Origin of the sequence: Lentzea sp. NPDC059081 (assembly GCF_042738015.1) — a bacterium.
GTDB lineage: Bacteria > Actinomycetota > Actinomycetes > Mycobacteriales > Pseudonocardiaceae > Lentzea.
In genome coordinates this window covers 61649-85564 of record NZ_JBHYGW010000006.1, presented here as the reverse complement: position 1 = coordinate 85564, position 23916 = coordinate 61649, and the positions used below count along the sequence as shown (strand labels likewise).

General features: G+C 70.7%; 29 protein-coding genes and 1 pseudogene. 20 read left to right on the top strand and 10 right to left on the bottom strand.

Translation table 11 applies throughout. From position 1 onward, the window contains the following. Positions 1 to 61: 61 nt before the first annotated feature. From alaS to ACFWV3_RS15760, 5 genes are read left to right on the top strand one after another with little or no spacing between them, the layout of a single operon-like run. Positions 62 to 2731 (top strand): alanine--tRNA ligase, encoded by a 2670-nt coding sequence (gene alaS, locus ACFWV3_RS15780; RefSeq protein WP_382411904.1) that lies wholly within the window; start codon positions 62 to 64, stop codon positions 2729 to 2731. Continuing rightward, positions 2718 to 3221, top strand: coding sequence for a Holliday junction resolvase RuvX (gene ruvX, locus ACFWV3_RS15775; protein ID WP_382411903.1), 504 nt, complete (start codon positions 2718 to 2720; stop codon positions 3219 to 3221). Before alaS ends, ruvX begins: the two co-directional genes overlap by 14 nt. Continuing rightward, the gene (gene mltG, locus ACFWV3_RS15770) at positions 3218 to 4435 is read left to right on the top strand and encodes an endolytic transglycosylase MltG (RefSeq protein WP_382411902.1); all 1218 of its coding nucleotides are present in this window, start codon (positions 3218 to 3220) and stop codon (positions 4433 to 4435) included. Before ruvX ends, mltG begins: the two co-directional genes overlap by 4 nt. After that, entirely contained in the window at positions 4435 to 5253 is an 819-nt protein-coding gene (locus ACFWV3_RS15765; RefSeq protein ID WP_382411901.1) for a shikimate dehydrogenase, read from the top strand. Before mltG ends, ACFWV3_RS15765 begins: the two co-directional genes overlap by 1 nt. Positions 5254 to 5256: 3 nt before the next feature. Continuing rightward, positions 5257 to 5736: a DUF6985 domain-containing protein gene (locus ACFWV3_RS15760; protein ID WP_382411900.1), complete on the top strand. Its 480-nt coding sequence runs from the start codon at positions 5257 to 5259 to the stop codon at positions 5734 to 5736. Between the two features lie 31 nt (positions 5737 to 5767). Here ACFWV3_RS15760 and ACFWV3_RS15755 read toward each other — a convergent pair whose 3' ends face one another. From ACFWV3_RS15755 to ACFWV3_RS15745, 3 genes are all read right to left on the bottom strand, one after another. Beyond that, entirely contained in the window at positions 5768 to 6202 is a 435-nt protein-coding gene (locus ACFWV3_RS15755) for a hypothetical protein (protein ID WP_382411899.1), read from the bottom strand. Continuing rightward, complete coding sequence (locus ACFWV3_RS15750) at positions 6199 to 7545, bottom strand: sensor histidine kinase (RefSeq protein ID WP_382411898.1); 1347 nt, start codon at positions 7543 to 7545, stop codon at positions 6199 to 6201. The genes ACFWV3_RS15755 and ACFWV3_RS15750 overlap by 4 nt, the downstream gene beginning before the upstream one ends. Before the next feature lie 80 nt (positions 7546 to 7625). Then, positions 7626 to 8300, bottom strand: a complete 675-nt coding sequence (locus ACFWV3_RS15745; protein WP_382411897.1) for a response regulator — start codon at positions 8298 to 8300, stop codon at positions 7626 to 7628. A 102-nt stretch (positions 8301 to 8402) separates the two neighbouring features. Here ACFWV3_RS15745 and ACFWV3_RS15740 point away from each other — a divergent pair. Then, positions 8403 to 8894 (top strand): annotated as a pseudogene (locus tag ACFWV3_RS15740) (phosphatase PAP2 family protein); the annotation flags it as partial. Positions 8895 to 9098: 204 nt separating this feature from the next. Here the strand turns inward: ACFWV3_RS15740 and ACFWV3_RS15735 are convergent. Genes ACFWV3_RS15735 through ACFWV3_RS15725 form a run of 3 tightly spaced genes read right to left on the bottom strand, consistent with a single transcriptional unit; the run spans position 9099 to position 11431 of the window. Then, a complete protein-coding gene (locus ACFWV3_RS15735) occupies positions 9099 to 9365 on the bottom strand; it encodes an HPr family phosphocarrier protein (protein WP_382412333.1) in 267 nt (88 codons plus the stop codon). 27 nt (positions 9366 to 9392) lie between these two features. Then, entirely contained in the window at positions 9393 to 10679 is a 1287-nt protein-coding gene (locus ACFWV3_RS15730) for a PTS transporter subunit EIIC (RefSeq protein WP_382411896.1), read from the bottom strand. Then, on the bottom strand, positions 10676 to 11431 hold the full coding sequence (locus tag ACFWV3_RS15725) for a GntR family transcriptional regulator (RefSeq protein WP_382411895.1): 756 nt from the start codon (positions 11429 to 11431) through the stop codon (positions 10676 to 10678). The genes ACFWV3_RS15730 and ACFWV3_RS15725 overlap by 4 nt, the downstream gene beginning before the upstream one ends. A 110-nt stretch (positions 11432 to 11541) precedes the next feature. Here ACFWV3_RS15725 and ACFWV3_RS15720 point away from each other — a divergent pair, with 110 nt between their 5' ends. The 7 genes from ACFWV3_RS15720 to aroQ all read left to right on the top strand — a co-directional run bounded on the left by ACFWV3_RS15720 (position 11542) and on the right by aroQ (position 16245). Then, complete coding sequence (locus tag ACFWV3_RS15720) at positions 11542 to 11778, top strand: PTS glucose/sucrose transporter subunit IIB (RefSeq protein WP_325517905.1); 237 nt, start codon at positions 11542 to 11544, stop codon at positions 11776 to 11778. Then, positions 11775 to 12230, top strand: a complete 456-nt coding sequence (locus ACFWV3_RS15715; protein WP_382411894.1) for a PTS glucose transporter subunit IIA — start codon at positions 11775 to 11777, stop codon at positions 12228 to 12230. The genes ACFWV3_RS15720 and ACFWV3_RS15715 overlap by 4 nt, the downstream gene beginning before the upstream one ends. Positions 12231 to 12545: 315 nt before the next feature. Further along, positions 12546 to 12998, top strand: a complete 453-nt coding sequence (locus tag ACFWV3_RS15710; protein ID WP_382411892.1) for a prepilin peptidase — start codon at positions 12546 to 12548, stop codon at positions 12996 to 12998. Positions 12999 to 13011: 13 nt separating this feature from the next. Beyond that, the gene (gene aroC, locus ACFWV3_RS15705) at positions 13012 to 14211 is read left to right on the top strand and encodes a chorismate synthase (protein WP_382411890.1); all 1200 of its coding nucleotides are present in this window, start codon (positions 13012 to 13014) and stop codon (positions 14209 to 14211) included. After that, positions 14208 to 14714, top strand: coding sequence for a shikimate kinase (locus ACFWV3_RS15700; RefSeq protein WP_382411888.1), 507 nt, complete (start codon positions 14208 to 14210; stop codon positions 14712 to 14714). The genes aroC and ACFWV3_RS15700 overlap by 4 nt, the downstream gene beginning before the upstream one ends. Next, positions 14711 to 15820 carry a 3-dehydroquinate synthase gene (gene aroB / locus ACFWV3_RS15695; protein WP_382411887.1) on the top strand — a complete coding sequence of 370 codons (1110 nt, stop codon included), beginning with the start codon at positions 14711 to 14713 and terminating at the stop codon, positions 15818 to 15820. Before ACFWV3_RS15700 ends, aroB begins: the two co-directional genes overlap by 4 nt. Further along, entirely contained in the window at positions 15817 to 16245 is a 429-nt protein-coding gene (gene aroQ / locus ACFWV3_RS15690; RefSeq protein ID WP_382411886.1) for a type II 3-dehydroquinate dehydratase, read from the top strand. Before aroB ends, aroQ begins: the two co-directional genes overlap by 4 nt. 49 nt (positions 16246 to 16294) lie before the next feature. On the opposite strand, the gene ACFWV3_RS15685 is transcribed toward aroQ, so the two are convergent. Further along, complete coding sequence (locus tag ACFWV3_RS15685; RefSeq protein WP_382411885.1) at positions 16295 to 17026, bottom strand: Long-chain-fatty-acid--CoA ligase; 732 nt, start codon at positions 17024 to 17026, stop codon at positions 16295 to 16297. A 23-nt stretch (positions 17027 to 17049) separates the two neighbouring features. Between ACFWV3_RS15685 and ACFWV3_RS15680 the strand changes: the two genes are divergently transcribed. Continuing rightward, positions 17050 to 17427 (top strand): VOC family protein, encoded by a 378-nt coding sequence (locus ACFWV3_RS15680; protein WP_382411884.1) that lies wholly within the window; start codon positions 17050 to 17052, stop codon positions 17425 to 17427. A gap of 58 nt (positions 17428 to 17485) precedes the next feature. Here the strand turns inward: ACFWV3_RS15680 and ACFWV3_RS15675 are convergent, their stop codons facing one another. Next, entirely contained in the window at positions 17486 to 17890 is a 405-nt protein-coding gene (locus ACFWV3_RS15675) for a B-4DMT family transporter (RefSeq protein WP_382411883.1), read from the bottom strand. 35 nt (positions 17891 to 17925) lie between these two features. On the opposite strand from ACFWV3_RS15675, the gene ACFWV3_RS15670 reads away from it, so the two are divergent. The 4 genes from ACFWV3_RS15670 (at position 17926) to ACFWV3_RS15655 (ending at position 20698) form a co-directional block, all read left to right on the top strand. Further along, on the top strand, positions 17926 to 18999 hold the full coding sequence (locus ACFWV3_RS15670) for a M24 family metallopeptidase (RefSeq protein WP_382411881.1): 1074 nt from the start codon (positions 17926 to 17928) through the stop codon (positions 18997 to 18999). Positions 19000 to 19030: 31 nt separating this feature from the next. Next, positions 19031 to 19600, top strand: a complete 570-nt coding sequence (efp, locus tag ACFWV3_RS15665; protein WP_382411880.1) for an elongation factor P — start codon at positions 19031 to 19033, stop codon at positions 19598 to 19600. Then, positions 19600 to 20019, top strand: a complete 420-nt coding sequence (gene nusB, locus ACFWV3_RS15660; protein ID WP_382411878.1) for a transcription antitermination factor NusB — start codon at positions 19600 to 19602, stop codon at positions 20017 to 20019. The genes efp and nusB overlap by 1 nt, the downstream gene beginning before the upstream one ends. 73 nt (positions 20020 to 20092) lie before the next feature. After that, positions 20093 to 20698 (top strand): dihydrofolate reductase family protein, encoded by a 606-nt coding sequence (locus ACFWV3_RS15655; protein ID WP_382411877.1) that lies wholly within the window; start codon positions 20093 to 20095, stop codon positions 20696 to 20698. 4 nt (positions 20699 to 20702) lie between these two features. Here the strand turns inward: ACFWV3_RS15655 and ACFWV3_RS15650 are convergent, their stop codons facing one another. Together ACFWV3_RS15650 and ACFWV3_RS15645 are read right to left on the bottom strand one after the other, a co-directional pair. Further along, complete coding sequence (locus ACFWV3_RS15650) at positions 20703 to 21341, bottom strand: HD family hydrolase (RefSeq protein WP_382411875.1); 639 nt, start codon at positions 21339 to 21341, stop codon at positions 20703 to 20705. Between the two features lie 12 nt (positions 21342 to 21353). After that, on the bottom strand, positions 21354 to 22061 hold the full coding sequence (locus tag ACFWV3_RS15645) for an SDR family oxidoreductase (RefSeq protein ID WP_382411874.1): 708 nt from the start codon (positions 22059 to 22061) through the stop codon (positions 21354 to 21356). Positions 22062 to 22149: 88 nt separating this feature from the next. Between ACFWV3_RS15645 and ACFWV3_RS15640 the strand changes: the two genes are divergently transcribed. Both ACFWV3_RS15640 and ACFWV3_RS15635 read left to right on the top strand, forming a co-directional pair. Further along, positions 22150 to 22959 (top strand): sigma-70 family RNA polymerase sigma factor, encoded by an 810-nt coding sequence (locus ACFWV3_RS15640; RefSeq protein WP_382411873.1) that lies wholly within the window; start codon positions 22150 to 22152, stop codon positions 22957 to 22959. Positions 22960 to 23044: 85 nt separating this feature from the next. Next, on the top strand, positions 23045 to 23776 hold the full coding sequence (locus ACFWV3_RS15635) for a hypothetical protein (RefSeq protein WP_382411872.1): 732 nt from the start codon (positions 23045 to 23047) through the stop codon (positions 23774 to 23776). The last annotated feature ends 140 nt before the right edge of the window (positions 23777 to 23916 follow it).

Sequence of the window (23916 nt, the reverse complement as noted above, 5' to 3'; positions counted from 1 at the left end):
CGCGTCATGCCCTTCTCCGGGCGCCCCCTGACCAGCACCAGCAACACTTCGAGGAACTCCCGTGCAGACCCACGAGATCATCAAGCGTTTCCGCGAGCACTTCGAGAACGCCGGGCACAAGTACATCCCCAGCGCCTCGCTGCTGCTCGACGACCCCAACCTGCTGTTCGTCAACGCCGGCATGGTGCCGTTCAAGCCGTACTTCCTCGGTGAGGCCCCGCCGCCCGCCCCGCGGATGACGAGCATCCAGAAGTGCGTGCGCACGCCCGACATCGACGAGGTCGGCAAGACGACGCGCCACCTCACGTTCTTCCAGATGGCCGGCAACTTCTCGCTCGGCGACTACTTCAAGGAAGACGCCATCCGGCTGGCCTGGGAGCTCATCACCAAGTCCCAGGACGACGGCGGCTACGGCTTCGACCCCGAGCGCATCTGGGTGACGGTCTACGAGACCGACGACGAGGCCATCGAGCTGTGGCAGAAGGTCGCCGGCATGCCGCTGGAGCGCATCCAGCGCCGCGGCGTCGAGGACAACTTCTGGTCGATGGGCGTGCCCGGCCCGTGCGGCCCGTGCTCGGAGATCTACTACGACCGCGGCCCCGCCTACGGCAAGGAGGGCGGCCCGGTCGTCGACGAGGACAGGTACCTGGAGATCTGGAACCTCGTCTTCATGCAGAACGTCCGCGGCGAGGGTGGTGCCAAGAAGGACTACCCGATCCTCGGCGAGCTGCCGTCGAAGAACATCGACACCGGCATGGGCGTCGAGCGCGTCGCCTACCTGCTGCAGGGTGTCGACAACGTCTACGAGACCGACCTCGTCCGCGCCGTGATCAACAGGGCCGAGGAGCTCTCCGGCCGCAAGTACGGCGCCAACGAGACCGACGACGTCCGCTTCCGCGTCATCGCCGACCACGCCCGCAGCGGTGTGCTGCTGGTCGGCGACGGCGTCACGCCCGGCAACGAGGCCCGCGGCTACGTGCTGCGCCGCCTGCTGCGCCGCATCATCCGCAGCTCCCGCCTGCTCGGCGTGACCGAGCCGGTGCTGCAGACGTTCGCCGAGGTCGTCCGCGACTCGATGGGCGAGGCCTACCCCGAGCTGGTCAGCGGTTTCGCCCGCATCCAGCAGGTGCTCAAGGCCGAGGAGGACACGTTCCTCCGCACGCTCGACTCCGGGTCGCGGATCTTCGAGAACGCCGCCGCCGAGGTGAAGTCCGACGGCCGCGCCACGCTGCCCGGCGACAAGGCCTTCCAGCTGCACGACACGTACGGCTTCCCGATCGACCTGACGCTGGAGATGGCCTCCGAGGCCGGGCTGACGGTCGACGAGGACGGCTTCCGCAAGCTCATGGCCGAGCAGCGCGCCCGCGCCAAGGCCGACGCCGCCGGCAAGAAGACCGGCCACGGCGACCAGTCGGTCTACCGCGAGCTGCTGGAGCAGGGCCCCACCGAGTTCACCGGCTACACCGAGCTCGCCTCCGAGGCCACCCTGCGCGGCATCGTGCTGAACGGCGCCCGCGTGAAGTCGGCTCGCGAGGGCGACATCGTCGAGGTCGTCCTCGACCGCACGCCGCTCTACGCCGAGTCCGGTGGCCAGGAGTCCGACGCCGGCACGATCGTCACCGCCAACGCCGAGCTCGAGGTGCTCGACGTGCAGAAGGTCGCCCGCAAGCTGTGGGTGCACCAGGTGCGCGTGCGCTCCGGCGAGGTCGCCGAGGGCGAGCACGTCGAGGCCCGCGTCGACCAGGAGTGGCGCGTCGGCGCCCGCCAAGGCCACTCGGGCACGCACGTCGTGCACGCCGCCCTGCGCCAGGTGCTCGGCCCGTCGGCCCTGCAGAGCGGTTCGTACAACAAGCCCGGCTACCTGCGCCTCGACTTCGCCTGGACCGGTGGCCTGTCCGCCGAGTCCAAGTCCGAGATCGAAGAGGTCTCCAACCTCGCCGTGCGCAAGGACCTGCCGGTCTCCGTCGTCTACACGGACATGGCCGGAGCCCAGGACATGGGCGCCGTCGCCCTGTTCGGCGAGACCTACGACGAGACGGTGCGCGTCGTCGAGATCGGCGGCCCCTGGTCGCGCGAGCTCTGCGGTGGCACGCACGTGGAGCACTCGTCGCAGATCGGCCCGATCACGCTGCTCGGCGAGTCGTCGGTCGGCTCCGGCGTGCGCCGCCTGGAGGCCTACGTCGGCATCGAGGCCATGCGGTTCCTGGCCAAGGAACGCGCCATCGTGCAGAACCTGTCCGACCTGCTCAAGGTCGGTTCCGACGGCCTGCCCGAGCGCATCGAGTCCCTGGTCGAGCGCCTGAAGGCCGCCGAGAAGGAGCTCGAGAAGGTCCGCGCCGCCCAGCTGCTCGGCAACGCCGGGTCGCTGGCCGACAAGGCCCTCGACGTCCGCGGTCTCTCGCTCGTGGCCCTCGGCCTGGAGGGCGTGTCGGGCAACGACCTGCGCACGCTCGGTGGCGAGGTCCGCAACCGCCTCGGGAACAAGCCCGGCGTGGTGGCCCTGTTCTCGGTCGACGGCGACAAGGTGAGCTTCGTGGTCGCCACGACGTCCGCCGCCCGCGACCTGGGCCTGGCCGCCGGCAAGCTCGTCCCGGTGTTCGGCCCGGCCATCGCCGCCCGCGGTGGCGGCAAGCCGGACCTGGCCCAGGGCGGCGGCACGAACCCCGGTGGCGTTCCGGAGGCCATCACGGCCCTCACCAACGAACTGGACAAGGTGCTTGAGCAGCGCTGATGGTGCTCATCCTGCCAGGCCGGGCGTCGACGACCCCGGCCTCGGCAGGAGACTCGGCGTCGACGTCGGGTCGGTCCGCGTGGGAATCTCCCTCAGCGATCCGGGTGCTTTTCTGGCGACTCCGCTGGTTACCCTGCAGCGTGACGAGAAGCGCGGCTCGGACCTCACCGAGCTCGTACGTCTCGTGGCTGAGCATGACGTCGTCGAGGTCGTGGTCGGTCTGCCGAAGACGCTGGCAGACCGCCACGGCCCCGCGGCGGAAGCGGCGACCACGTACGCTGCCGCCTTGGCAGCGCGGGTCGCCCCCGTACCGGTCAGGTTCAGCGATGAACGGCTGACGACGGTGGTGGTGAGCCGGGTGCTGGCGCAGCGCGGTGTGAAGGGCAAGAAGCAGCGTGCCGTGGTCGACCAGGCCGCCGCTGTCGAGATCCTGCAGTCTTGGCTGGACGCACGGGCACGGTTCCTGGCCGCCCGAAAGGACGAGTTGTGAGCGACGATCTCGGGTTGTTCACCGACCCCGAAGTGGACGAGCGCCGTCCCCTCAAGCGTGACCGCGAGCGCGAGAAGACCCGCGCCAAGGCGAAGAAGCGCAAGAAGACGATCCTGTGGCTCGTCGTGGCGCTGGTGCTTGCCGCGGGTGCCGGCGGCGCCTACTACGGCTACCTGGAGCTGCGCGGCATCGGGTCCTACGACGACTTCGCGGGCAGCGGTGAGGCGGACGCCATCGTCGAGGTCTCCGACGGCGACGTGGTCAGCAAGATCGCCTCGACCCTGTACGACAACGGCGTCATCGCCTCGGCGCGCGCCTTCATCGAGGCCAGCAAGACCGACGCCCGCGTGACGTCGATCCAGCCGGGCTTCTACCTGATGAAGACGAAGATGTCGGGCCAGGAAGCCGTGGCCCGCATGATCGACCCGAAGACGCGCGTCCCCGCGGTCCAGATCGTCGGCGGCCTCAAGCTCACCGACATCCAGGCCGACGGCAAGACGGTCCCCGGCGTCTACTCCCAGCTCGCCGCCGCGAGCTGCACGGAGAAGGACGGCCAGAAGAAGTGCCTGTCCACCGAGGAGATCAAGGCCGCCGCGGAGCAGACCGACCCGGTCGCCCTCGGCGTCCCCGACTGGGCGCTGGCCGACGTGAAGCGCGCCGAGCCGCAGTTCCGCCTCGAAGGCCTGATCATGCGCGGCGTGTACCAGGTCAAGCCGGGTGGCTCCGCCGTCGAGCTGCTCCGCAGCGTGATCGTCTCCTCCGTGCAGAAGCTGCAGGGTGCCGGCATCCCCGGCGGCACCATGAACACGGGCTTCCGACCGTACGAGGTGCTCGTGATCGCGTCCCTCGTCGAGAAGGAAGCGATCGAGAAGGACTTCAGCAAGGTCTCGCAGGTCATCTACAACCGCATGAAGATCAGCCAGAAGCTGGAGTTCGACTCGACGGTCAACTACCTGCTGAACCAGCCGCACATCCGCACCTCGGACGCGAACCGGAAGGCGCAGAGCCCCTACAACACCTATCAGAGCGTGGGGCTGCCCCCGACGCCGATCGGGTCGCCGTCGCAGCAGGCCATCGCCGCGGCGCTGAACCCGGAGGGCGGCGACATCCTGTTCTTCGTGAAGTGCCAGAAGGACGGCACCTCGTGCTTCGCGAACAACCTCGACGCGCACAACGCGAACGACCTGAAGGCCAGGCAGGAGGGCGTGTTCTAGTGCGCAGGGCGGCGGTGATCGGCTCGCCGATCGAGCACTCGCTCTCACCCGTGCTCCACAACGCCGCCTACGCCGCGCTGGGCCTCGACTGGGAATACACGCGCCTGGAGTGCACCGAGGCCGAGGTACCCGCCCTGGTCTCCTCGCTGGGACCGGAGTGGGCCGGCCTGTCGTGCACGATGCCGACGAAGCACGCCGCCCTGGCCTTCGCGACGTCGGTGACCGACCGCGCCACGGCAGTGGGCGCCGCGAACACGTTGGTGCGCACGGAATCCGGCTGGCACGCCGACTGCACCGATGTGGACGGTGTGGTGGGAGCGTTGCGGGAGAAGGGTTTCTCCAGCGGCGCGAACGGCGTGGTGCTCGGCGCCGGCGGCACGGCCCTGGCCGCCCTGGCCGCGTTCGCCGAGCTGGGCGTGAAGTCGGTTTCCCTTGTCGTGCGCGACATCTCACGCGCCGGCGAGGCCGTCGAGACCGCGGCCCGGGTCGGCATCGAGGCCGAGGTGCTGGACATGTCCTCCGTGGACCTGGCCGTCCTGGCGGGCGCCACGGACGTGCTGGTGTCGACCGTGCCCGCCGAGGCGACGGCACCGCTCGCTGCGGCCCTGGCACGGGCGCCGTACGTGCTGGACGTGATCTACCACCCGTGGCCCACCCCCGTCGCGGCCGCGGCGGAGGAAACGGGCGCACGGCTCGCGACGGGCCTGGACATGTTGCTGCACCAGGCTTTCGGGCAGGTGGAGCAGTTCACCGGCATGGCGGCGCCGCAGGACATGATGCGCGAGGCCCTGGCCGCCGAGCTGGCCCGGCGCGGCTAGCCCGTGGAGATTCCCGGACTGGGTCCCGTCACCGAAAGCGACTACGAGACCCTCGTCAGCGCACCGGTCCCGGTCCCGCTCTTCGGCAACGCACCCGTGCCCTTCGCCCTCGACGGCTACGAGGACGACGACGCGCCAGAAGACTTCCACGCCGCCATCCGCACGTTCCTCAGCCTGGACCGCACGACGCTCACCGCCGCAGCACCCCAGGCGTTCGCCTACTACCGCGAGATCTTCGAGGCGTTCGGCGAGGGCCTGGACGACTTCCCCCTCATCGAGGAACCGGAAGACGTCTGGGACCACGTCACCTTCGACCGCCACGAGGTGACGGTGCAGCGCAACGGCGAGGGCACGCCGGTCTACATCTCCGTCGAGTGCGAGTGCACGTGGGAGGAGGAGCACGGCCTGCAGCTCGTGCTCCGCGAAGGCAAGAGCGTGACCAGAGTCGGCCCGTACGACGGCCACCTCACCGACGACCTGTGAGGCGCCGGGCTCCGGTGTCCGCGCCTGTGCGTCAAGGGCACTCGATGCCGGTGGACGGCACGCCTTCGACCTTCGCCCGGTTCGCGACGGCGGTGCAGTACAGCTGGAACTGGCCCATCTTCGACAGCTTCAACATGTCCTCGGGCAGCACGATGACGTTGGAGATCGCGTAGACCCGTGACGACGAGGCAGGCACCTCGGTCACCAGGCCGAGCTTCTTCTCCTCGTCGGTCGGCCCGGCGACGAGCAGGTTGATGGCGGTGGCCGTGTCGACCTCGCCCGAGTAGGTCCTGGTGCGCCGGACCAGGTCGGTGCCGTCGGCGGAGACCAGGTAGACGGTCAGCTCGTGCGAGGAGATCGTGGGGGCGGCGCCGCCGGTCAGGATCGGGGTCGGGCGGATGCCGCACCCGGCGAGCATCACCAGGGCCAGTGTCACCAGGGCGGGCATGACCAGGGCGGGCGTCACCAGGGCAGGCGCACGGTGAAGACCGCGCCGCCGGACGGCGCGTTGGCCGCTTCGATGGTGCCGCCGTGCAGGCGTGCGTTCTCCCATGCGATCGCCAATCCCAGTCCGCTGCCCTCGGAACGGGAGCGGGCCGTGTCTGCCTTGTAGAAGCGTTCGAAGAGGTGGGGGAGTGCTTCTGGCGAGATGCCGGGGCCGTGGTCGGACACCTCGATGACGCCGGGCCGCACCTCGACGCGCACCGGGCCGCCGCCGTGCTTCAGGGCGTTGCCGACGAGGTTGGCCACGATCACGTCCAGGCGCCGCCGGTCCACCCTGCCGACGACACCCTCGGGCAGCACCGCGTCGACCGACGTGGTCCAGCCGCGGGCCGCCAGGGTGTCGCGGACCGCCGTGCCGATGTCCCAGTCGTCGAGCTCCAGCAGGTTGCGGCCCTCGTCGAAGCGGGAGATCTCCATCAGGTCGTTGACCAGGCGGGTGAGCTTGCGGGTCTCGGCGGAGACCAGCCTGGCCGCGACGGCGGTGTCGGGCGGCAGCGCGTCGGCGTCCTCGTCCAGCACGGCCGTCACGGCGTTCATCGCGGTCAGCGGGGTGCGCAGCTCGTGGGACACGTCGGCCACGAACCGGCGGGACGCGGCCTGGGAGCTCTCCAGCTGCTCGGCGGCGCTGTTGAACGTGCGGGCGAGGTCGGCGAGCTCGTCGGAGCCGCGTTCGTCGACGCGGGTGTCGAGCCGTCCCGAGCCCAGCGCACGGGCCGCGGCGCCGAGGCGGCGGACCGGGCGCAGCACGCCGCGGGCCGTGAAGAGGGCGAGGCCGAGCGCGAGCGGCAGGACCAGGCTGACGCCGACCCAGGCCGCCGTGGAGAAGCTGTTGATGGCGGCCTGCGTCTCGCCCAGTGCCGTCACCGACCACACCTCGACACCGGTCGGGGAGCCGTCCGTGTGCAGCAACGGGATGCCGACGACGACGTACGGCTCGATCATGTCGGTGCGGCGCTGCCAGAGGACCGTCGAGCTGCCCTTGAGGGCCGTGCGCATCTCCTGCGGGATGAACGACGGGTCGGGGCCGACGCGCGACCGCAGGTCCCCGTAGAGCACGACGCCCTTGCCGCGCAGGAACGCGCCGAAGTCGTCGAGGTCCTGCTGCCGCGGCGGCACCGTGAGCCGGGGCGCGTAGTCGCGGACGTCGTCGACGACGGGGTTCATGAAGCCGTCCTGGGCGTCCTCCAGCAGCAACGTGCGGGCGGTCGCGTAGGAGGCTCCGGCGGCCGCCACCGCGCCCAGCAGCGTCAGGAGCAGGAACGCGGCCATCAGCCTGGGCCTCAGGCCGCGGAACAGCGTTCTCATCGGGCGGTCCTCATCGCGGGGTCCTCGGTGCCGGGTTCTCGGTGCCGGATTCTCAGCGCCGGATTCTCAGCGCCGGGTCCTCAGCGCGGGCCGAAGCGGTACCCGAAGCCGCGGACGGTGTGGACGTAGCGGGGCTCGGACGGCACGTCCTCGATCTTGGCGCGCAGCCGCTGGACGCAGGCGTCGACGAGCCGGGAGTCGCCGAGGTAGTCGTGCTCCCAGACGGCCTCGAGGATCTGCTGGCGGGTCAGCACGCGGCCGGGCGTGCGGGACAGCTCGAGCAGCAGCTTGAGCTCGGTGGGCGTGAGCGCGACCTTCGCGTCGTCCTTGAGCACCTGCAGGCCGGCCCGGTCGATCACGAGGGTGCCGTGGCGTTCGACGTTCGACGGCTCGGAGACGGTCCGGCGCAGCACGGCGCGGATGCGGGCCTCCAGCACACGCGGTTCCACGGGCTTGACCACGTAGTCGTCCGCGCCCGCCTCCAGCCCCGCGACCACGTCGAAGTCGTCGCCGCGCGCGGTCAGCATGATGATCGGCACCTCGGCCTGGACGCGCATCCGGCGGCACGTCTCGAAGCCGTCGATGCCCGGCAGCATGATGTCGAGGACGACGATGTCGGGACGGGACTCGCGCAGCCGGTCGACGCCTTCCTCCCCCGTCCCCGCCGCCCGGACGTCGTGGCCCTGACGGCGCAGCGCCAGCCCCAGTCCTTCACGCACCGCGGGGTCGTCCTCGACCAGCAAGACCATCGCCACGAGATCCATTATCGGGCGGTCACAGCGACTGTGCTCTTTCTGTAGCGGAACCATGACATGGCGTGGACGCTCCCGTAGAGCGGCGCGCGGAGTCTCGGTCGCATGGCAGGGAGCTTGCTGGGATTCCTCTTCACGTACTTCGCGCTGGTGTGGACGTCGTTCGGGCAGAAGGCGGAGAACGCCGCATTGCCCGAGCTGTCCCTGCAACGGTCGTGGGCGTCCAACGTGGACATGGCGATCCTCTTCGCCGCCGTCCTCGTGGTCCTGTTCGCCCGCCGGAAGTCGTTCGCGCCGCTGCTCGTGCTCGGCGGGTCGGTGCTGCTCGCCCAGGTGCTGAAGCTCTCCGTGCTGGTGCGGCCGCCGCTCGACGACGAGGCGGTGCTCGTGCACAACAGCTTCCCGAGCGGGCACACGACGGCCGCGGTGGCGTCGGTCGTCGCGGTGACGATGGCCGTGCCGCGCCGGTTCGCGCTGCTCGTGGCGGTGCCGGGGGCACTGGGGGCGGGGGCCGTGGCGGCGGAGACGGTGTCGCTGGGCTGGCACCGGTTCAGCGACACGCTCGGCGCGGCGCTGCTGGTCTCGACGCTCGCGTTCCTGGTGCTGCGCAGGTGGACCGCGGGACTGCTGGTGCCGCCCGCGCTCGCGGTGGGCGGGGTGTGGCTGGTGGTGGAGAACCCCGGCGCCACGCCGTCGATGCTCTCGGGCGTGGTGACCGCCGGGGTCGTCCTGCACTGCGGGGTGGTCGTGAGCGGTCTCGCTCGTCGGGGAGAGCGGGACCGCCCACGACCGGGGCACGACTCAGTCGTCGTGGTCGGTGGCGATCAGCTCGGCGATGGCCTCCAGAGCGGCATCCGCTCCGTCTCCATCGGCGCTGAGCACCACCTCGTCACCGTGCATGGCGCCGAGGGTCATCAGACCCAGGACGCTCGCCGCTTCCACGGCTTCGCCGCCGTCCTTTCGGATGGTGACCGTGACCGGCTGGTCGGCGGCGGCCTTCGCCAGCAGTGCGGCAGGCCGGGCGTGCAGTCCGACCTTGCTGGCCACGGTGACCCGTCGCTCGGCCATGATGGTTCCTCCCGGTAGAGCTGGTGCTTACTTGTCGGTCTGCGGCCTGCGGACGTCGGTCCGCGTGGTGGCCGCCTCGTCCCGGCTGCCGACGATGCTCTCGTCCGCCTCTGGCGACTCGTCGTCCTCGCGGCCGGGCGTCTTCAGGTTCCACTTGGTGATGACGAACCGGAACAGGAAGTAGTACACCACCGCGTAGATCAGGCCGAGGATGATGAGCAGCCACGGCTTCTGCGCGATGTTCCAGTTCAGGATGAAGTCGATCGCACCGGCCGAGAACGAGAAGCCGTCGTGGGCGCCGAGGGCGTTCGAGATCGCCAGCGACGTACCGGTCAGCAGCGCGTGGATGACGTACAGCGGCCACGCGACGAACATGAACGCGAACTCGAGCGGCTCCGTCACACCGGTGATGAACGCGGTGAGCGCGGCGGAGCCCATGATGCCGCCGATGATCTTGCGCTGGTTGGGCTTCGCGGTGTGCACGATCGCGAGAGCGGCCGCCGGCAGGGCGAACATCATGATCGGGAAGAAGCCGGTCTGGAACGTTCCGGCCGACGGGTCGCCCGCGAGGAAGCGCGGGATGTCACCGGTCTTCTCGTTGTACTCGCCGAACTGGAACCACACGACGTTGTTGACGATGTGGTGCAGGCCGAGCGGGATCAGCAGGCGGTTCACGACACCGTAGATGAAGGCACCGATGATCGTGCTGCCGGTCACCCACTCACCGACGGCGGTCAGGCCGGCGTCGAACCACGGGTAGACCAGGCCGAGCAGGACGCCGAGGAGCGTCATGACGCCCGCGACGATGATCGGCACGAAGCGGCGGCCACCGAAGAACGCCAGGTACGGGGGCAGCTTGATGCGGTGGTACTTCTGCCACAGCAGCGCCGTCAGGATGCCGACGACGATACCGCCGAGGACACCGTAGTTGATCACCTCGGGCTTGGCGGCCGGGTCGGTCGGCTGGTCGAGGACCAGCGGCGACATCGCCTTGAACACGCTCGTCAGCACGACGTAGCCGACGACGCCGGCCAGTGCCGTGGAACCGTCACCGCGCCGGGCGAACCCGACCGCGATGCCGACCGCGAACAGCAGGGCGAGGTTGCTGAACAGCGCGTCACCCGCGGCAGCGATGACCGCGGCGACCTCGTTCCAGCCGAGACCGTCCTTGCCCAGCAGGTCGTCCTGACCGAAGCGGAGCAGAAGGCCTGCCGCGGGCAGCACGGCGATCGGCAGCATGAGGCTGCGACCGAAGCGCTGCAACGTGGCGAGGCCCTTGATCTCACGACCACCGGTTGCGGCGTCCGTGCTCATCGGGTTCCTCCCTTGGCGGAGTTGGGTCCGGAACCCGGGACGGTCCGGTCCAGTTGCATGGTCACCTGGTAGAGATCGCCCCGGTACCAGGAAGTCACGTCTTCGCAGGGCCTGCCCTCGGAGCTGGCGACCCTGCGGAACACGAGCAGCGGGCTGCCCTTGCGGACGTCGAGCGCCTTCGCGGTGTCCGCGTCGGCGGTCTCGGCCCACACGGTCTGCCGCGCGTGGTCGAGCTGCACCCCGTACTTGGCCGCGAAGAGCTCGTAGAGCGACCCGGACAGGTCGCACCGGTCGAGCTCCGGCAGCAGGTGGGGGCTGTACCAGCCGGTCTCGAGCGCCAACGGCGCGCCGTCGGCCATGCGCAGGCGCACGACGCGGTAGGCGTACTCGTCGGGGTCGAGGCCCAGCGAGGCCTTCGAACCGGGGGTCGCCTGCCCGCAGCTGATCACCTCGGTGCTCGGCTCGATGCCCCTGGCCTTCATGTCCGAGGTGAACGAGGCGAGCAGGTGCTGCAGGTCGTAGCGCCGCCGTGCGGTGAACGTCCCACGCCCCTTGGCCCTGGTGAGCAGGCCTTCGGCGACCAGTTGGCCGACTGCGGCCCGCACGGTGATGCGGGACACTCCGTACCGCTCCGCGAGGTCTCGCTCGGACGGGATCGGTGAGCCGGGTGCGAGGTCCTGCTCAGCGAGCCGGCGCAGGATCTCGCGCAGCTGCGCGTGCTTCGGCTTGGGCCCCTCCACGATCTCGTGCACTCGCTCACCTCCTCGCAGTGGTACTTTCCGGTCTAGACCAGTTGGTGCGGGAGAATGCTCCGCGCACTGAGCGGGTGTCAACCGCTGTTACGGGAACGAGAGGTACGAACGTGGCTGACGAGAAGGCGCAGAAGATCATCGCCGCCCTGGGCGGCGCCGACAACATCGTCGAGATCGAGCCCTGCATCACCCGCCTGCGGTGCGAGCTCGAGGACGGTTCCGTCGTCGACGAGAAGGCGCTCAAGGCGTTGGGAGCACACGGAGTCATGCGTTCCGGCAACGTCGTCCAGGTCGTCGTCGGCCCCGAGGCGGACACCATCGCGTCGGACATCGAGGACCTCCTGTGAGCGTCCGGGTGGGCAGCCCGGTGGCCGGCCGCGTGGTCGCGCTCTCCGAGGTGCCGGACCCGGTCTTCTCGCAGGCGATGGTCGGCCCCGGCGTCGCGGTCGAGCCGGTCAGGACGAAGGCCGACGTGGTCTCGCCGCTCGACGGCAAGGTCGTGACCCTGCACCCGCACGCCTTCGTGGTCGCCTCGGGTGACGGCGCCGCGGTGCTGGTCCACCTGGGCATCGACACCGTGAAGCGCAAGGGCGAGGGCTTCGAGCTGCACGTGGTGAAGGGCGAGGAGGTCAGGGCCGGTCAGCGGATCGTGACCTGGGACCCGGCCGAGGTCGAGGCGGCCGGGTACGCGCCGATCTGCCCGGTGATCGCGCTGGACGCGTCGGCGGACGTGCTGGGCGACCTGGCGCTGGACGTGGACGTGTCGGCGAACGACGCGCTGTTCGACTGGTCGCGCTGAGGCTTGGATCGTCGCGACTTGTGACGGGCGCGAGCTTGGTTTGTGGTTGCGTTTTGGCGGGCGCGTCCCGTTTAGAGAGCGGGGCGCTGCCCCGGACCCCGCCAATCTGATCAAAAACCGGGGCCGGCGCCGTACGCGGGTTGATGGCACGCCTGTTCGTGTCGGGCGGCTGCGCGTTGCGCAGGCGCTTGCGTTGGTGCGGCCCTCGATCAAATGCTTCGCGGGCTCAGGGCGTGCGTGCCCAGGTTCGTGAGTGGACCGTTCACGACAGGCCGGGATTTGGCCCCGGACGTGCCGAGCAGGACCGTGGTTCCCATGACCACGGTCCTGCTCTCGTTCGCGCTGTGCTCGTTGTGGACAGTCGCGGATGTCCTCGACGCACCACCCTCGTCGTACGTGCTGGCGTGGTTCGGCATCGTGCTGGCGGTCGCGGACCTGCGGTACCACCGGCTGCCGGACGCGCTCACCCTCCCGCTGGCGGCGGCCCTGCTGCTCCTGCAGTCCCATCGGCTGGGAGCCGCGGCGCTCGGAGCGGTGGTCTTCGGTGGCGCTCATCTCGCCGTCCGGTGGGTGAACCCGCGGCTGATGGGCGGCGGCGACGTGAAGCTCGCGTTCGGGCTCGGCGCGCCGCTCGCGCTGCCGGCGCTCTTACCGGCGGCGATCCTGTCGAGCGCGGTGACGCTCGCCGTCGCGGCGCTGAGACGTACTCGCGCCGTGCCCCACGGACCGGGGTTGCTGGCCGCCACCTGGGCGTTGACGACGCTGTGAAAGGATTGTGAACGTGCTGCGCTGGATCACCGCTGGAGAGTCACACGGCCCCGCCCTCGTCGCCGTCCTGGAGGGCATGCCCGCCGGTGTCGAGGTGACGACCGACGACCTGGTCGCCCAGCTCGGGCGCCGCAGGCTCGGGTTCGGCCGCTCGCCCCGCATGGGGTTCGAGCAGGACGAGGTCGAGATCCTCGGCGGTGTGCGCCACGGCAGGACCCAGGGCGGTCCGATCGCCGTCACCATCGGCAACACCGAGTGGCCCAAGTGGCAGACGGTCATGTCGCCGGACCCGGTCGACCCGAGCCTGCTCAAGACCACGGGCCGCAACGAGGCCCTGACGCGGCCGCGGCCCGGCCACGCCGACCTGCCCGGCATGCAGAAGTTCGGCTTCGACGAGGCCCGCCCCGTGCTGGAGCGCGCCAGCGCCCGCGAGACCGCCGCCCGCACGGCGCTCGGCACCGTCGCGCGCCAGTTCCTCCAGCAGTTGCTGGGCGTGCGGATCCTCAGCCACGTCGTGTCCATCGGCAAGGCGGCGACCCCCGAGGACGCGGCGCTGCCGACGCCGGACGACCTGGCGGCGATCGACGAGTCGCCGACGCGCTGCTTCGACCCGCGCGGCACCGAGGCCATGGTCGCCGAGGTCGAGGCCGTGAAGGAGGCCGGCGACACGGTCGGCGGCGTCATCGAGGTCCTCGCCTACGGGCTGCCGCCGGGCCTCGGCTCGCACGTGCACTGGGACCGCCGCCTCGACGCGCGCCTGGCCGCCGCCCTGATGGGCGTGCAGGCGATGAAGGGCGTCGAGATCGGCGACGGGTTCACCTCCGCGCAGCGGTGGGGCTCGCAGGCGCACGACGAGATCGACCGCGGCAGCGGCCCCGTCGGCGTGACGCGCCGGTCGAACCGCGCCGGTGGTCTGGAAGGCGGCATCACCAACGGCGAGATCCTGCGGGCCCGCGTCGCGATGAAGCCGATCTCGACCGTCCCGCGCGCACTGTCCACCGTGGACGTGCGCACCGGTGAGGCCGCCGTCGCGATCCACCAGCGCTCGGACGTGTGCGCCGTGCCGCGCGCCGGCGTGGTGCTGGAGTCGGTCGTGGCGCTGGTGCTCGCCGAGGCGGCGCTGGAGAAGTTCGGCGGCGACTCGCTCGACGAGACGCGCCGCAACGCCCACGCGTACCTCAAGGCACTGGAAGCCCGCTGGGAGGGCATGTGAGCCCGCGCTACGTCGTGGTCGGCCCGCCCGGCGCGGGCAAGACCACCGTCAGCGAGCTGCTGGCCGCCCGGCTCGGCCTGCCGTTCCGCGACGTCGACGCGGACGTCGTCGAGCTCGCCGGCAAGCCGATCTCGGACATCTTCACCGACGACGGCGAGCCCGTTTTCCGCGCCCTGGAAGAGGAAGCGGTCGCCAAGGCGCTCGTGGAGCACGAGGGCGTCCTCGCACTCGGCGGGGGAGCGGTGCTGTCGGCGACGACCCGCGAACGCCTGCGCGGGCACACCGTCGTGTTCCTGAACGTGGGCATGGCCGAGGGGGTGCGCCGCACCGGGCTCGCGACCAACCGCCCGTTGCTGACCGGCATCAACCCGCGCGCCACCTTCAAGGCGCTGCTGGACGCGCGCCTGCCGCTGTACCGCGAGGTCGCGACGATCGAGGTGCTGACCGACGCCCTCGACCCGGAGCAGGTGACCGACGCGGTGATCAAGGGAGCAGAACAGTGACCGAGCCCGTGCGCATCCGGGTCGCCGCGGAGAAGCCGTACGACGTGGTGGTCGGCCGCGGCCTGCTCGGCGACATCGTCGAGTTCCTCGGCGGCACCGCCAAGATCGCCATCATCCACCAGCCGACCCTCGCCGAGACGGCGAAGGTGCTGGTCGACGAGCTGAAAGCCGCCGGTGCCGACGCGCACCGCGTCGAGGTCCCCGACGCCGAGGACGGCAAGGACCTCGCAGTCGCGGGCTTCTGCTGGGACGTGCTCGGCAAGATCGGCCTGTCGCGCTCCGACGTCGTCGTCGGCCTGGGCGGCGGGGCGGTGACCGACCTGGCGGGCTTCGTCGCGTCCACCTGGATGCGCGGCGTGCGCCTGGTGAACATCCCGACGACGCTGCTCGGCATGGTCGACGCGGCGGTCGGCGGCAAGACCGGCATCAACACCGACGCGGGCAAGAACCTGGTCGGCACCTTCTACGAGCCCGACGCGATCTTCGTCGACCTCGCGACCCTGGAGACGTTGCCGCGCAACGAGCTCGTCGCCGGCATGGCCGAGATCGTGAAGGGCGGCTTCATCGCCGACCCGGTCATCCTCGACCTGATCGAGGCCGACCCGGCCCTCGCCCTCGACCCGACCGGCGACGTGCTCGCGGAGCTGGTCCGCCGCAAGATCCAGATCAAGGCCGACGTCGTCACGAATGACCTGCGCGAGTCGTCCCTGCGCGAGATCCTGAACTACGGCCACACCCTGGGCCACGCCATCGAGCGCCGCGAGCGCTACCGCTGGCGCCACGGCGCCGCCATCAGCGTGGGCCTGGTCTTCGCCGCCGAACTGGCCCGCCTGGCCGGCCGGCTGGACGACGAGACCGCCGACCGCCACCGCTCCGTCCTGCAGCTGCTCGGCCTGCCGACGTCCTACGACCCGGACGCCCTCCCGCAGCTGATGGAGGGCATGAAGGTCGACAAGAAGAACAAGGCGGGCGTGCTCCGCTTCGTGGTCCTCGACGGCCTCGCCAAGCCGGGCCGCCTGGAGGGCCCCGACCCGTCGCTGATCGCCGCCGCCTACTCCGCGGTCGCCGCCGAGCCCACCACCGGCACCGGGAAGGTCATGCTGTGAAGGTCCTGGTCCTCAACGGCCCCAACCTGAACCGCCTGGGCACCCGCGAACCGGACGTCTACGGCCACACCACCTACGCCGACCTGGTCGAGCTGTGCGCCGGGGAGGGCCGCGAGCTCGGCTTCGAGGTCGAGGTCCGCCAGACCAACCACGAGGGCGAGATGGTCGAGTGGCTGCACGAGGCCGCCGACACCTCGACCCCGGTCGTCCTGAACGGCGCCGCCTGGACCCACTACTCGATCGCCGTCCGCGACGCCTGCTCCCAGCTCACCGCGCCCCTGGTCGAGGTGCACATCTCGAACATCCACCAGCGCGAGGAGTTCCGGCACCACAGCGTCATCTCGGCGGTGGCGAACGGCGCGATCGTGGGGCTGGGAGTGGAGGGCTACCTGCTGGCCCTGCGCTGGCTGTCGCTGAAGAAGTAGCCCGCTCAAGGCGTGGCCGCTCGAGAAGCAGCGGCTCGAGAAGCAGTGCTCACCGGTGGCGCATCCAGAGGTTCGTCTCCTCGTAGACCCCCTGGTCGCGCTCCCGGTCGATCGCCACCAGGTCCAGCCCACCCGCGACCACGTACCGCCCGCTCTGCGGGAACGCCATCCCGGTCCACCGCTCCCACTCCGCCACCGGCCCGGTCACGACCATCGACCGCGGCGCCGGCCCCAGGATCACCGCCCCGAGCCGTTGGTGCGTCCGGATCCACGGGTCGAGGTGCAGCCCGTCCTCCCGCGTCCACCCGGCGAAGTCGTCCATGGACGCCAGCGGATAGCGAGCCTTCAACGCAGGCCGCACCGGCACGATCACCCGTTCCAGCCCCGCCGCGACCGCCCGCTCCCGCAACGCCGTCAGCACCACTCCCGCCAACCCGCCGCCTGTGCGGTCCGACCGCACGGTTGCGGACACGACGCACAGGGTGTCCGGCACGACGCCGCGCTCGTGCTCGGCGACCGAAGCGACCAACGCGCCGTCGTACCCTCCCTCCGGCAACGTCGACGTGCGGCCGTCCCACCGCAGCGCCACCGCGGTCGCCCGCGCCAGCACCGTGTCGCCTTCTAACAACAGCACGTCGAAGTCGGGGAAGTACGCGGCCACGGCGTCGCGGCACCGGGCGGAGACCGGGGCGCGCAGCACGAAGGCGGGCCATCCGTCCCGCAACGGGGCCTGGGCGCTGCCCTGGAGGTCGGGGCGCTCGCCGTTCGGGACGATCTCCACCGGGATGATCATAGGATTCCGGGATGCTGCACCACGTCGAGTTGTGGGTACCGGACCTCGCCCGCGCCGAGGCCACGTTCGGCTGGCTCCTCACCGAGCTCGGCTGGACCGAGCACCAGCGCTGGAGCGCCGGCGTCAGTTGGAAGCACGGCGAGACGTACGTCGTGACCGAGCAGTCCCCGGCTCTCACCGGTCCACACGATCGGATGAAAGCAGGCCTCAACCACCTGGCCCTGCACGCCGGTACCCGCGCGGACGTCGACCGGCTCACGGAGGAAGCCCAGGGGCACGGCTGGCGGCTGATGTTCGCCGACAAGCACCCCCACGCCGGCGGGCCGGCCCACTACGCGGCGTTCCTGGAGAACGAAGACGGCTTCGAGGTCGAGCTGGTCGCAACCTGAGCGCGCCGCGCCACTCGGCGATCGCGGGTTGCTGCAGTCGCTTGGGGGTGGCGTGCGGCTATTCGCGGGCCGAGTCCTTCTGCACCAGGAAGCCGCCCAGCAGCATCCCGAGCCCCGCCGGCGCCAGCACGAGCAGCGCCGTGAACGCCGCCCCGCCCGTCAGCGCCACCCACAGCGCCTCCTGCCCGGTCTGGTCGACCAGCAACGACGACCCGATCACGCCCAGCGCCCCCGCGAACGGGCCGGCGATCAGCGCCGCGATGAACCACTGCATGCCGCGGCCCTCCAGGTCGCGCAGCGTGTCCACCGCGCCCCAGATCACGGCCGCGGCGACGAGCAGGGCGATCGCGATCGGGCGCACCGAACCCGCCTCGGGGCTGCGGACGGCGACTGCGGACACGCCGGTCTGCACGGCCCCGTGCAGGAGCCCCATCCACAACGCACGGACGAACCAAGGACGCATGCGGACAGCTTAGGACTGGCCGTACGCTGCGAGACATGTCGTCCTACTCCGCACGCCGGACCGCACTGCGCCAAAAGCTCCAGGCAGCGAACCTCGACGCGCTGCTCGTCACGAACCTCCTGAACGTCCGATATCTCACCGGGTTCACGGGCTCGAACGGCGCGGTGCTGATCGGCGCGCGGGGTGACGACGACGTCTTCTGCACGGACGGCCGCTACCTCACGCAGTCGGCGAGGCAGGTGCCGGACCTGGAGCGGCTCATCGACCGGCCGTGCGACATCGCGCTCGCCAGGAAGGTGCGGGGCAGGCTCGGGTTCGAGAGCCACCACGTCACGGTCGACGGCCTGGACAACCTCACGAAGGCCGCCGAGAAGGCCGAGCTCGTCAGGGCCGGTGGTCTGGTCGAGACGTTGCGGCTGGTCAAGGACGAGGTCGAGATCGAGGCCCTGCGGATGGCGTGCGCGGCGGCGGACCGGGCGCTGGCCGCGTTGATCGGGCACGGCGGGCTCCGGCCCGGCCGCACCGAGCGCGAGGTCGCGCGCGAGCTGGAGAGCCGCATGCTCGACCACGGCGCGGAGGGGCCGTCGTTCTCGTCGATCGTGGCGTTCGGCGCCAACTCGGCGGTGCCGCACCACTCGCCGACGGACGCGACGCTGCACGTGGGCGACTTCGTCAAGCTCGACTTCGGCGCGCTCGTCGACGGCTACCACTCGGACATGACGCGCACGCTGGTGCTCGGCAAGCCCGCCGACTGGCAGCGCGACCTGTACGACCTGGTCGCGCGCTCGCAGGCGGCCGGGCGCGGCGCGCTGAAGCCGGGGGCGAGGACGGGGCACGTCGACCACGCGTCGCGCGAGGTGATCGAGAAGGCCGGGCACGGGGACGAGTTCCTGCACGGCCTCGGCCACGGGGTCGGCCTGGAGATCCACGAGGCACCGGCGTTGTCGAAGGCAGGTGACGGTACACTTTCGGCCGGTATGGCGGTCACCGTCGAGCCCGGCGTCTACTTGTCGGGGCGGGGCGGGGTCCGCATCGAGGACACCCTCGTGGTGCGCGAAAGCGGGCCGGAGCTCCTCACCCTGACCACGAAGGAACTCGTGGTCGTCTGACACCCCCGTCCAACACAGGAGAAATCCCACCGTGGCCACCACGAACGACCTGAAGAACGGCCTGGTGCTGAACCTCGACGGCCAGCTGTGGACCGTCACCGCGTTCCAGCACGTCAAGCCCGGCAAGGGTGGCGCCTTCGTGCGCACGACCCTCAAGCACGTGCTGACCGGGAAGGTCGTCGACAAGACCTTCAACGCGGGCACCAAGGTCGAGACCGCCACCGTGGACAAGCGCGGCATGACCTACCTGTACAAGGAAGGCACCGACTTCATCTTCATGGACGGTGACACCTACGACCAGATCCCGGTTCCGTCCGAGACCGTCGGTGACGCCGCCAACTACATGCTGGAGAACCAGGAAGCGATGGTCGCCACGCACGAGGGCGTCCCGCTGTTCGTCGAGCTCCCGACCTCGGTCGAGCTCGTCATCCAGCACACCGACCCCGGCCTGCAGGGCGACCGCTCCACCGGCGGCACCAAGCCCGCGACGCTGGAGACCGGCGCCGAGATCCAGGTCCCGCTGTTCGTGACGACCGGCGAGAAGATCAAGGTCGACACCCGCGACGGCCGCTACCTCGGCCGCATCAGCGACAAGTCCTGATGGGTGCTCGGAGCAAGGCCCGCAAGCGCGCGGTCGACTTCCTCTACGAGGCCGACCTGCTGGGCACCGACCCGGTGACGCTGCTGGCCGAACGGGTCGGGTCGCCGGACGTCCCGCCGGTGAACGACTACACCGTCTCGCTGGTCGAGGGCGTCACCGCGAACCGCTCGCGCATCGACGACCTCATCTCGGAGCACGCCGAGGGCTGGACCCTGCAGCGCATGCCGGCGGTCGACCGCGCGGTCCTGCGCATCGGCCTCTACGAGCTGCTGTGGGCGTCCGACGTGCCGGACGCGGTCGCGATCGACGAGGCCGTGGAGCTCGCCAAGGGCCTGTCCACGGACGACTCACCGCGGTTCGTGAACGGTGTGCTCGGTCGGATCGCGGTCATCGCGGACCAGCTGCGCGCCGTTCTGTAGGACTTTCTCGCTTACGGCCGTTCTTCCCCGTTCGGGGTGGGGCGGCCGTTTCGCGTACTCCAGAATGACCCGCATGACGAAGGTGACCTGCGACCTGTCGATCTCCCTCGACGGCTGCGCGGCCGGGCACAACCAGGCGGAGGACCGTCCGTTCGGCGACGACGGCGGCGACGGCTGGGGCAGCACCCTGCACGCCTGGTACGACGACCCGGCCGAGCAGCAGTACCAGGCCGACCGGCTCGCGGAGACCAAGGCCTTCATCATGGGCCGCAACATGTTCGGCCCGGTCCGCGGCGACTGGGACCGCCCGTGGAACGGCTGGTGGGGCGACAACCCGCCCTACCACGGCCCGGTCTTCGTGCTCACCCACCACCCGCGCGACCCGCAGCCGATGGACGGTGGCACGACGTTCCACTTCGTCACCGACGGCGTCCAGGCGGCGTTCGACCTGGCGACCGAGGTGCCCGGCGACGGCAACATCTCCATCCACGGCGGCGCGACGACCGTCAACCAGTACCTGGCCGCGGGCTTGGTCGACGAGCTGCGGCTGCGCATCGTGCCGGTCACCCTCGGCGCCGGCACGCGGCTGTTCGACGGCGTTCCCGGGCTCAAGCTGGAGCAGGCGGAGTCGAGGGCGGGCAACGGGTTCACGCACGTCACCTACCGCGTGGTGCGCTGACGGCTCAGCGGGCCCAGCCGCGCCGTTCGCCCTCGTCGATCAGGCTCTGGGCCGCGTCCCACAACGGCGTCGACGCCTCACCGATGACCGCCTTGCGCGCACGCACGTCGTTCGCCGTGACACCGGGCGTGCGCCAGGTGCCGCCCTTGGCCATCCAGTTGAGCAGCAACGGCTGGAGCCGGTCCATCGCCTTGGCGAACCGCGCCTCCGGCGTCGTCCGCGCCTCGAACTCGTCGAACAGCGCCCGCATCTCGCGCTCCGCGTCCTCGGGGAGGAGGCCGAACAACCTGTCCGCGGCGGCTTCCTCCCGTTCCTGCTGGCTCGCGCCCGCCTCGGTGTCGTAGAGCGGCGTGTCCCCCGCGTAGATCTCCACGAGGTCGTGGACGACGACGAGCTTGATCGTGTGGCCGACGTCGACCGGTTCGTCGGCGTACTCGGCGAGCGTCATCACCATCAGCGCGAGGTGCCACGAATGCTCCGCGTCGTTCTCCCGCCGGTCCGCCGCCGCGAGAGGTGACTGGCGCAGCACCGTCTTGAGCTTGTCGACCTCGATCAGGAACGTCAGGTGGTCGCGCAGCCGGGAGTCCAGATCGGACGGCAGCGGGTTCGAGTCGGCGAGAAGTCCCGCGTCGGAGGTGGTCACGGTGCCAGGAGCTTACCGACCGGCGGCCAGGAACTCCTCCCACGTGCGGGTGCCGCGGACGCCGTCGGCCGTCAGGTTGAGACCGGCGCGGTAGGCCTTCCCCGCCTTGCCCGGCAACCGCAGGCCCACGGTGAGCCGGCGCTTGCCCGTGGTCGTCAGGTAGTCCCTGACCAGCTGCCGCAGGTCGTAGTCGGCGGGTCCCGCGAGGTCGGTGACGCGCCCGGCGGGCTGTCCGAGTGCGAGCGAGGCGATCCGCTCGGCCACGTCGCGGACGTCGACCGGCTGCAGCCGCATCCCCGGCACCGGCACGACCGGGAGCTTCGCGAGACCGCGGACCATCGTCAGCGCCAGGTCGTGGAACTGGGCCGCGCGCAGGATCGTGAACGGGAGGCCCGACGCGGCGACGGCGTCCTCGCAGGCGAGCTTGGTCCGCAGCCACGCCAGCGGAACGGTGTCGGCGCCGATCACCGAGATGTAGACGAGGTGCCGGACGTCCGCGCAGGCCGCGAGCAGGTTCCTGGTCGCGACGTCGTCGCCCTTCTGACCACCGGCGAGGTGTACGACGACGTCGGCGTCGATCGGCGGGACGTCGCCCGCCAGCAGGTCGCACGCGATGTCGCCGTGCCTGCTCAGCGTCGTGACGTCGGCGCCTGTCTCCCGCAGCAACGCGACGACGTGGCTGCCGAGCGTCCCGGTGCCGCCTGTGACGAGGATCTTCATGGTTACCCTCCTGGATGAGTCGTTGCCCGGTCGACCCGGCGGCGCGGGGGAACGTGACAGGGTGTGCGTCAGGTCACAGGGGGAAGCTTTGATCGCGCAGTTCGAGCAGGAGCGCGCCCGGCTGCGCGCCGTCGCCCACCGCATGCTGGGCTCGTTCGCCGAGGCCGACGACGCGCTGCAGGAGGCCTGGCTGCGCGCCGACCGCGCTGACACGAGCGAGGTCGAGAACGCGGCGGCGTGGCTGACCACGGTCGTCGCCCGCGTGTGCCTGAACATGCTGCGCGACCGGCGTGAGCACGCGTTCGAGATGCCGGACCCGGTGATCGACACCGCCGACGAGCCGGAGCAGCGCGCCGTCGCGTCCGACGAGGTCGGGCTCGCGATGCTGATCGTCCTCGACACGCTCAAGCCCGACGAGCGCCTGGCGTTCGTGCTGCACGACATGTTCGCGGTGCCGTTCGACGACATCGCGCCGTTGATCGACAAGACCCCCGCCACGGCCCGTCAGCTCGCGTCGCGCGCACGCCGGCGCGTGCAGGACCGCCCGGTGCCGAACGTCGGCCTGCCCCAGCAACGCGAGGTGGTCCGGGCGTTCCTCAGGGCGTCGCAGGAGGGCGACCTGGAGGGGCTGGTGTCGGTGCTGCACCCGGACGTCGTGCTGCGCGCCGGTGCCCTGGAGGTGCTGGGCGGACGGGCCGTCGCCGGCCGGGCCAGCCTGTTCAGCAGGTTCGCGTTGTCGGCCGAGGTCCGCTTCGCGCTCATCGGCGGGGAAGCGGGCTTCGTCAGCCTCGTCGGCGGGGTGCTGTTCTCCGCGATGGCGTTCACCGTCCGAGATGGACAGATCGTCGCAATCCACGTGATTCAGGACAAAGCGCAACTGGCCGCGCTTATTCCGTGAGGATCACCACGCGGTGGCCGGGCACAACCTCCGCTCGTCCGGTGTCTAGTGGAAGTGGGCGCTCGAACGAAGGGGGACCGGCGACGTGGACCAGGAGGACAGGCTCGCCTACCGCATGCTCGGTCGTTTCACCGAGGCGGCGGACGCCGTGCGCGAGGCACGCCGCAAGATCGACAAGACGGGGGAGCAGGGCTGGCTGAGCACCGTGGTCGCACGGGTGAGCCTCACCATGCTGCGGACACGGGCCCAGCGCGGCTTCGAGATGCCGGACCCGGTGGTGAGCCGGGGCCCGAACGACGAGGTGGGCCTGGGCGTGCTGACCGCGCTCGACGCCCTGACGCCGGACGAACGCGTGGCGTACGTGCTGCAAGACATGTTCGACGAGGGCCTGGAGCAGGTGGCGCCGCTGATCGGCCGCACCCCGCTCGGGGCGCTGCAGGTCGAGGCGCGGGCGCGGCAGCGGGTGGAGGCCAGACCGGTGTCCGATGTGGACCTGGAGGGGCAGCGCGAGGTCGTGGACGGGTTCCTGGCCGGTGACGACGTGCTGGACCCCGAGGTGACGCTGCGGTCGGAGGACCTGTGGCTGCGCGGCGAGGCGATGGTCGCGCCCAAGGCGGCGCTGCTGCGGGCACCGTGCATGGTGCCGGCGGTGGTCGGCGGCGAGGCGGGGCTGATGTCGGTGGTGGACGACAAGCCGGTCGCGCTCGTGTCGTTCACGGTGCGCGAGAGGAAGGTGGCGGCGATCCACGCGATCACGGACCGGGAGCACGTGCGCCGGATCGTGCCGGACCGGGTCGGGTTCGCTGTGAGCAGCTGAGCGGCGGAAAGACGGCAGTGGAGGGTCCCGCGGCCCCCCGGGGAGAACAAAGGAAAAAAGGGGAGAGAACCGCCTCCAACTGAGCAAAAAAAACTCCCCCGTTTTGTATCCCCCCCCACGGCAGAATACTCCACCCACAT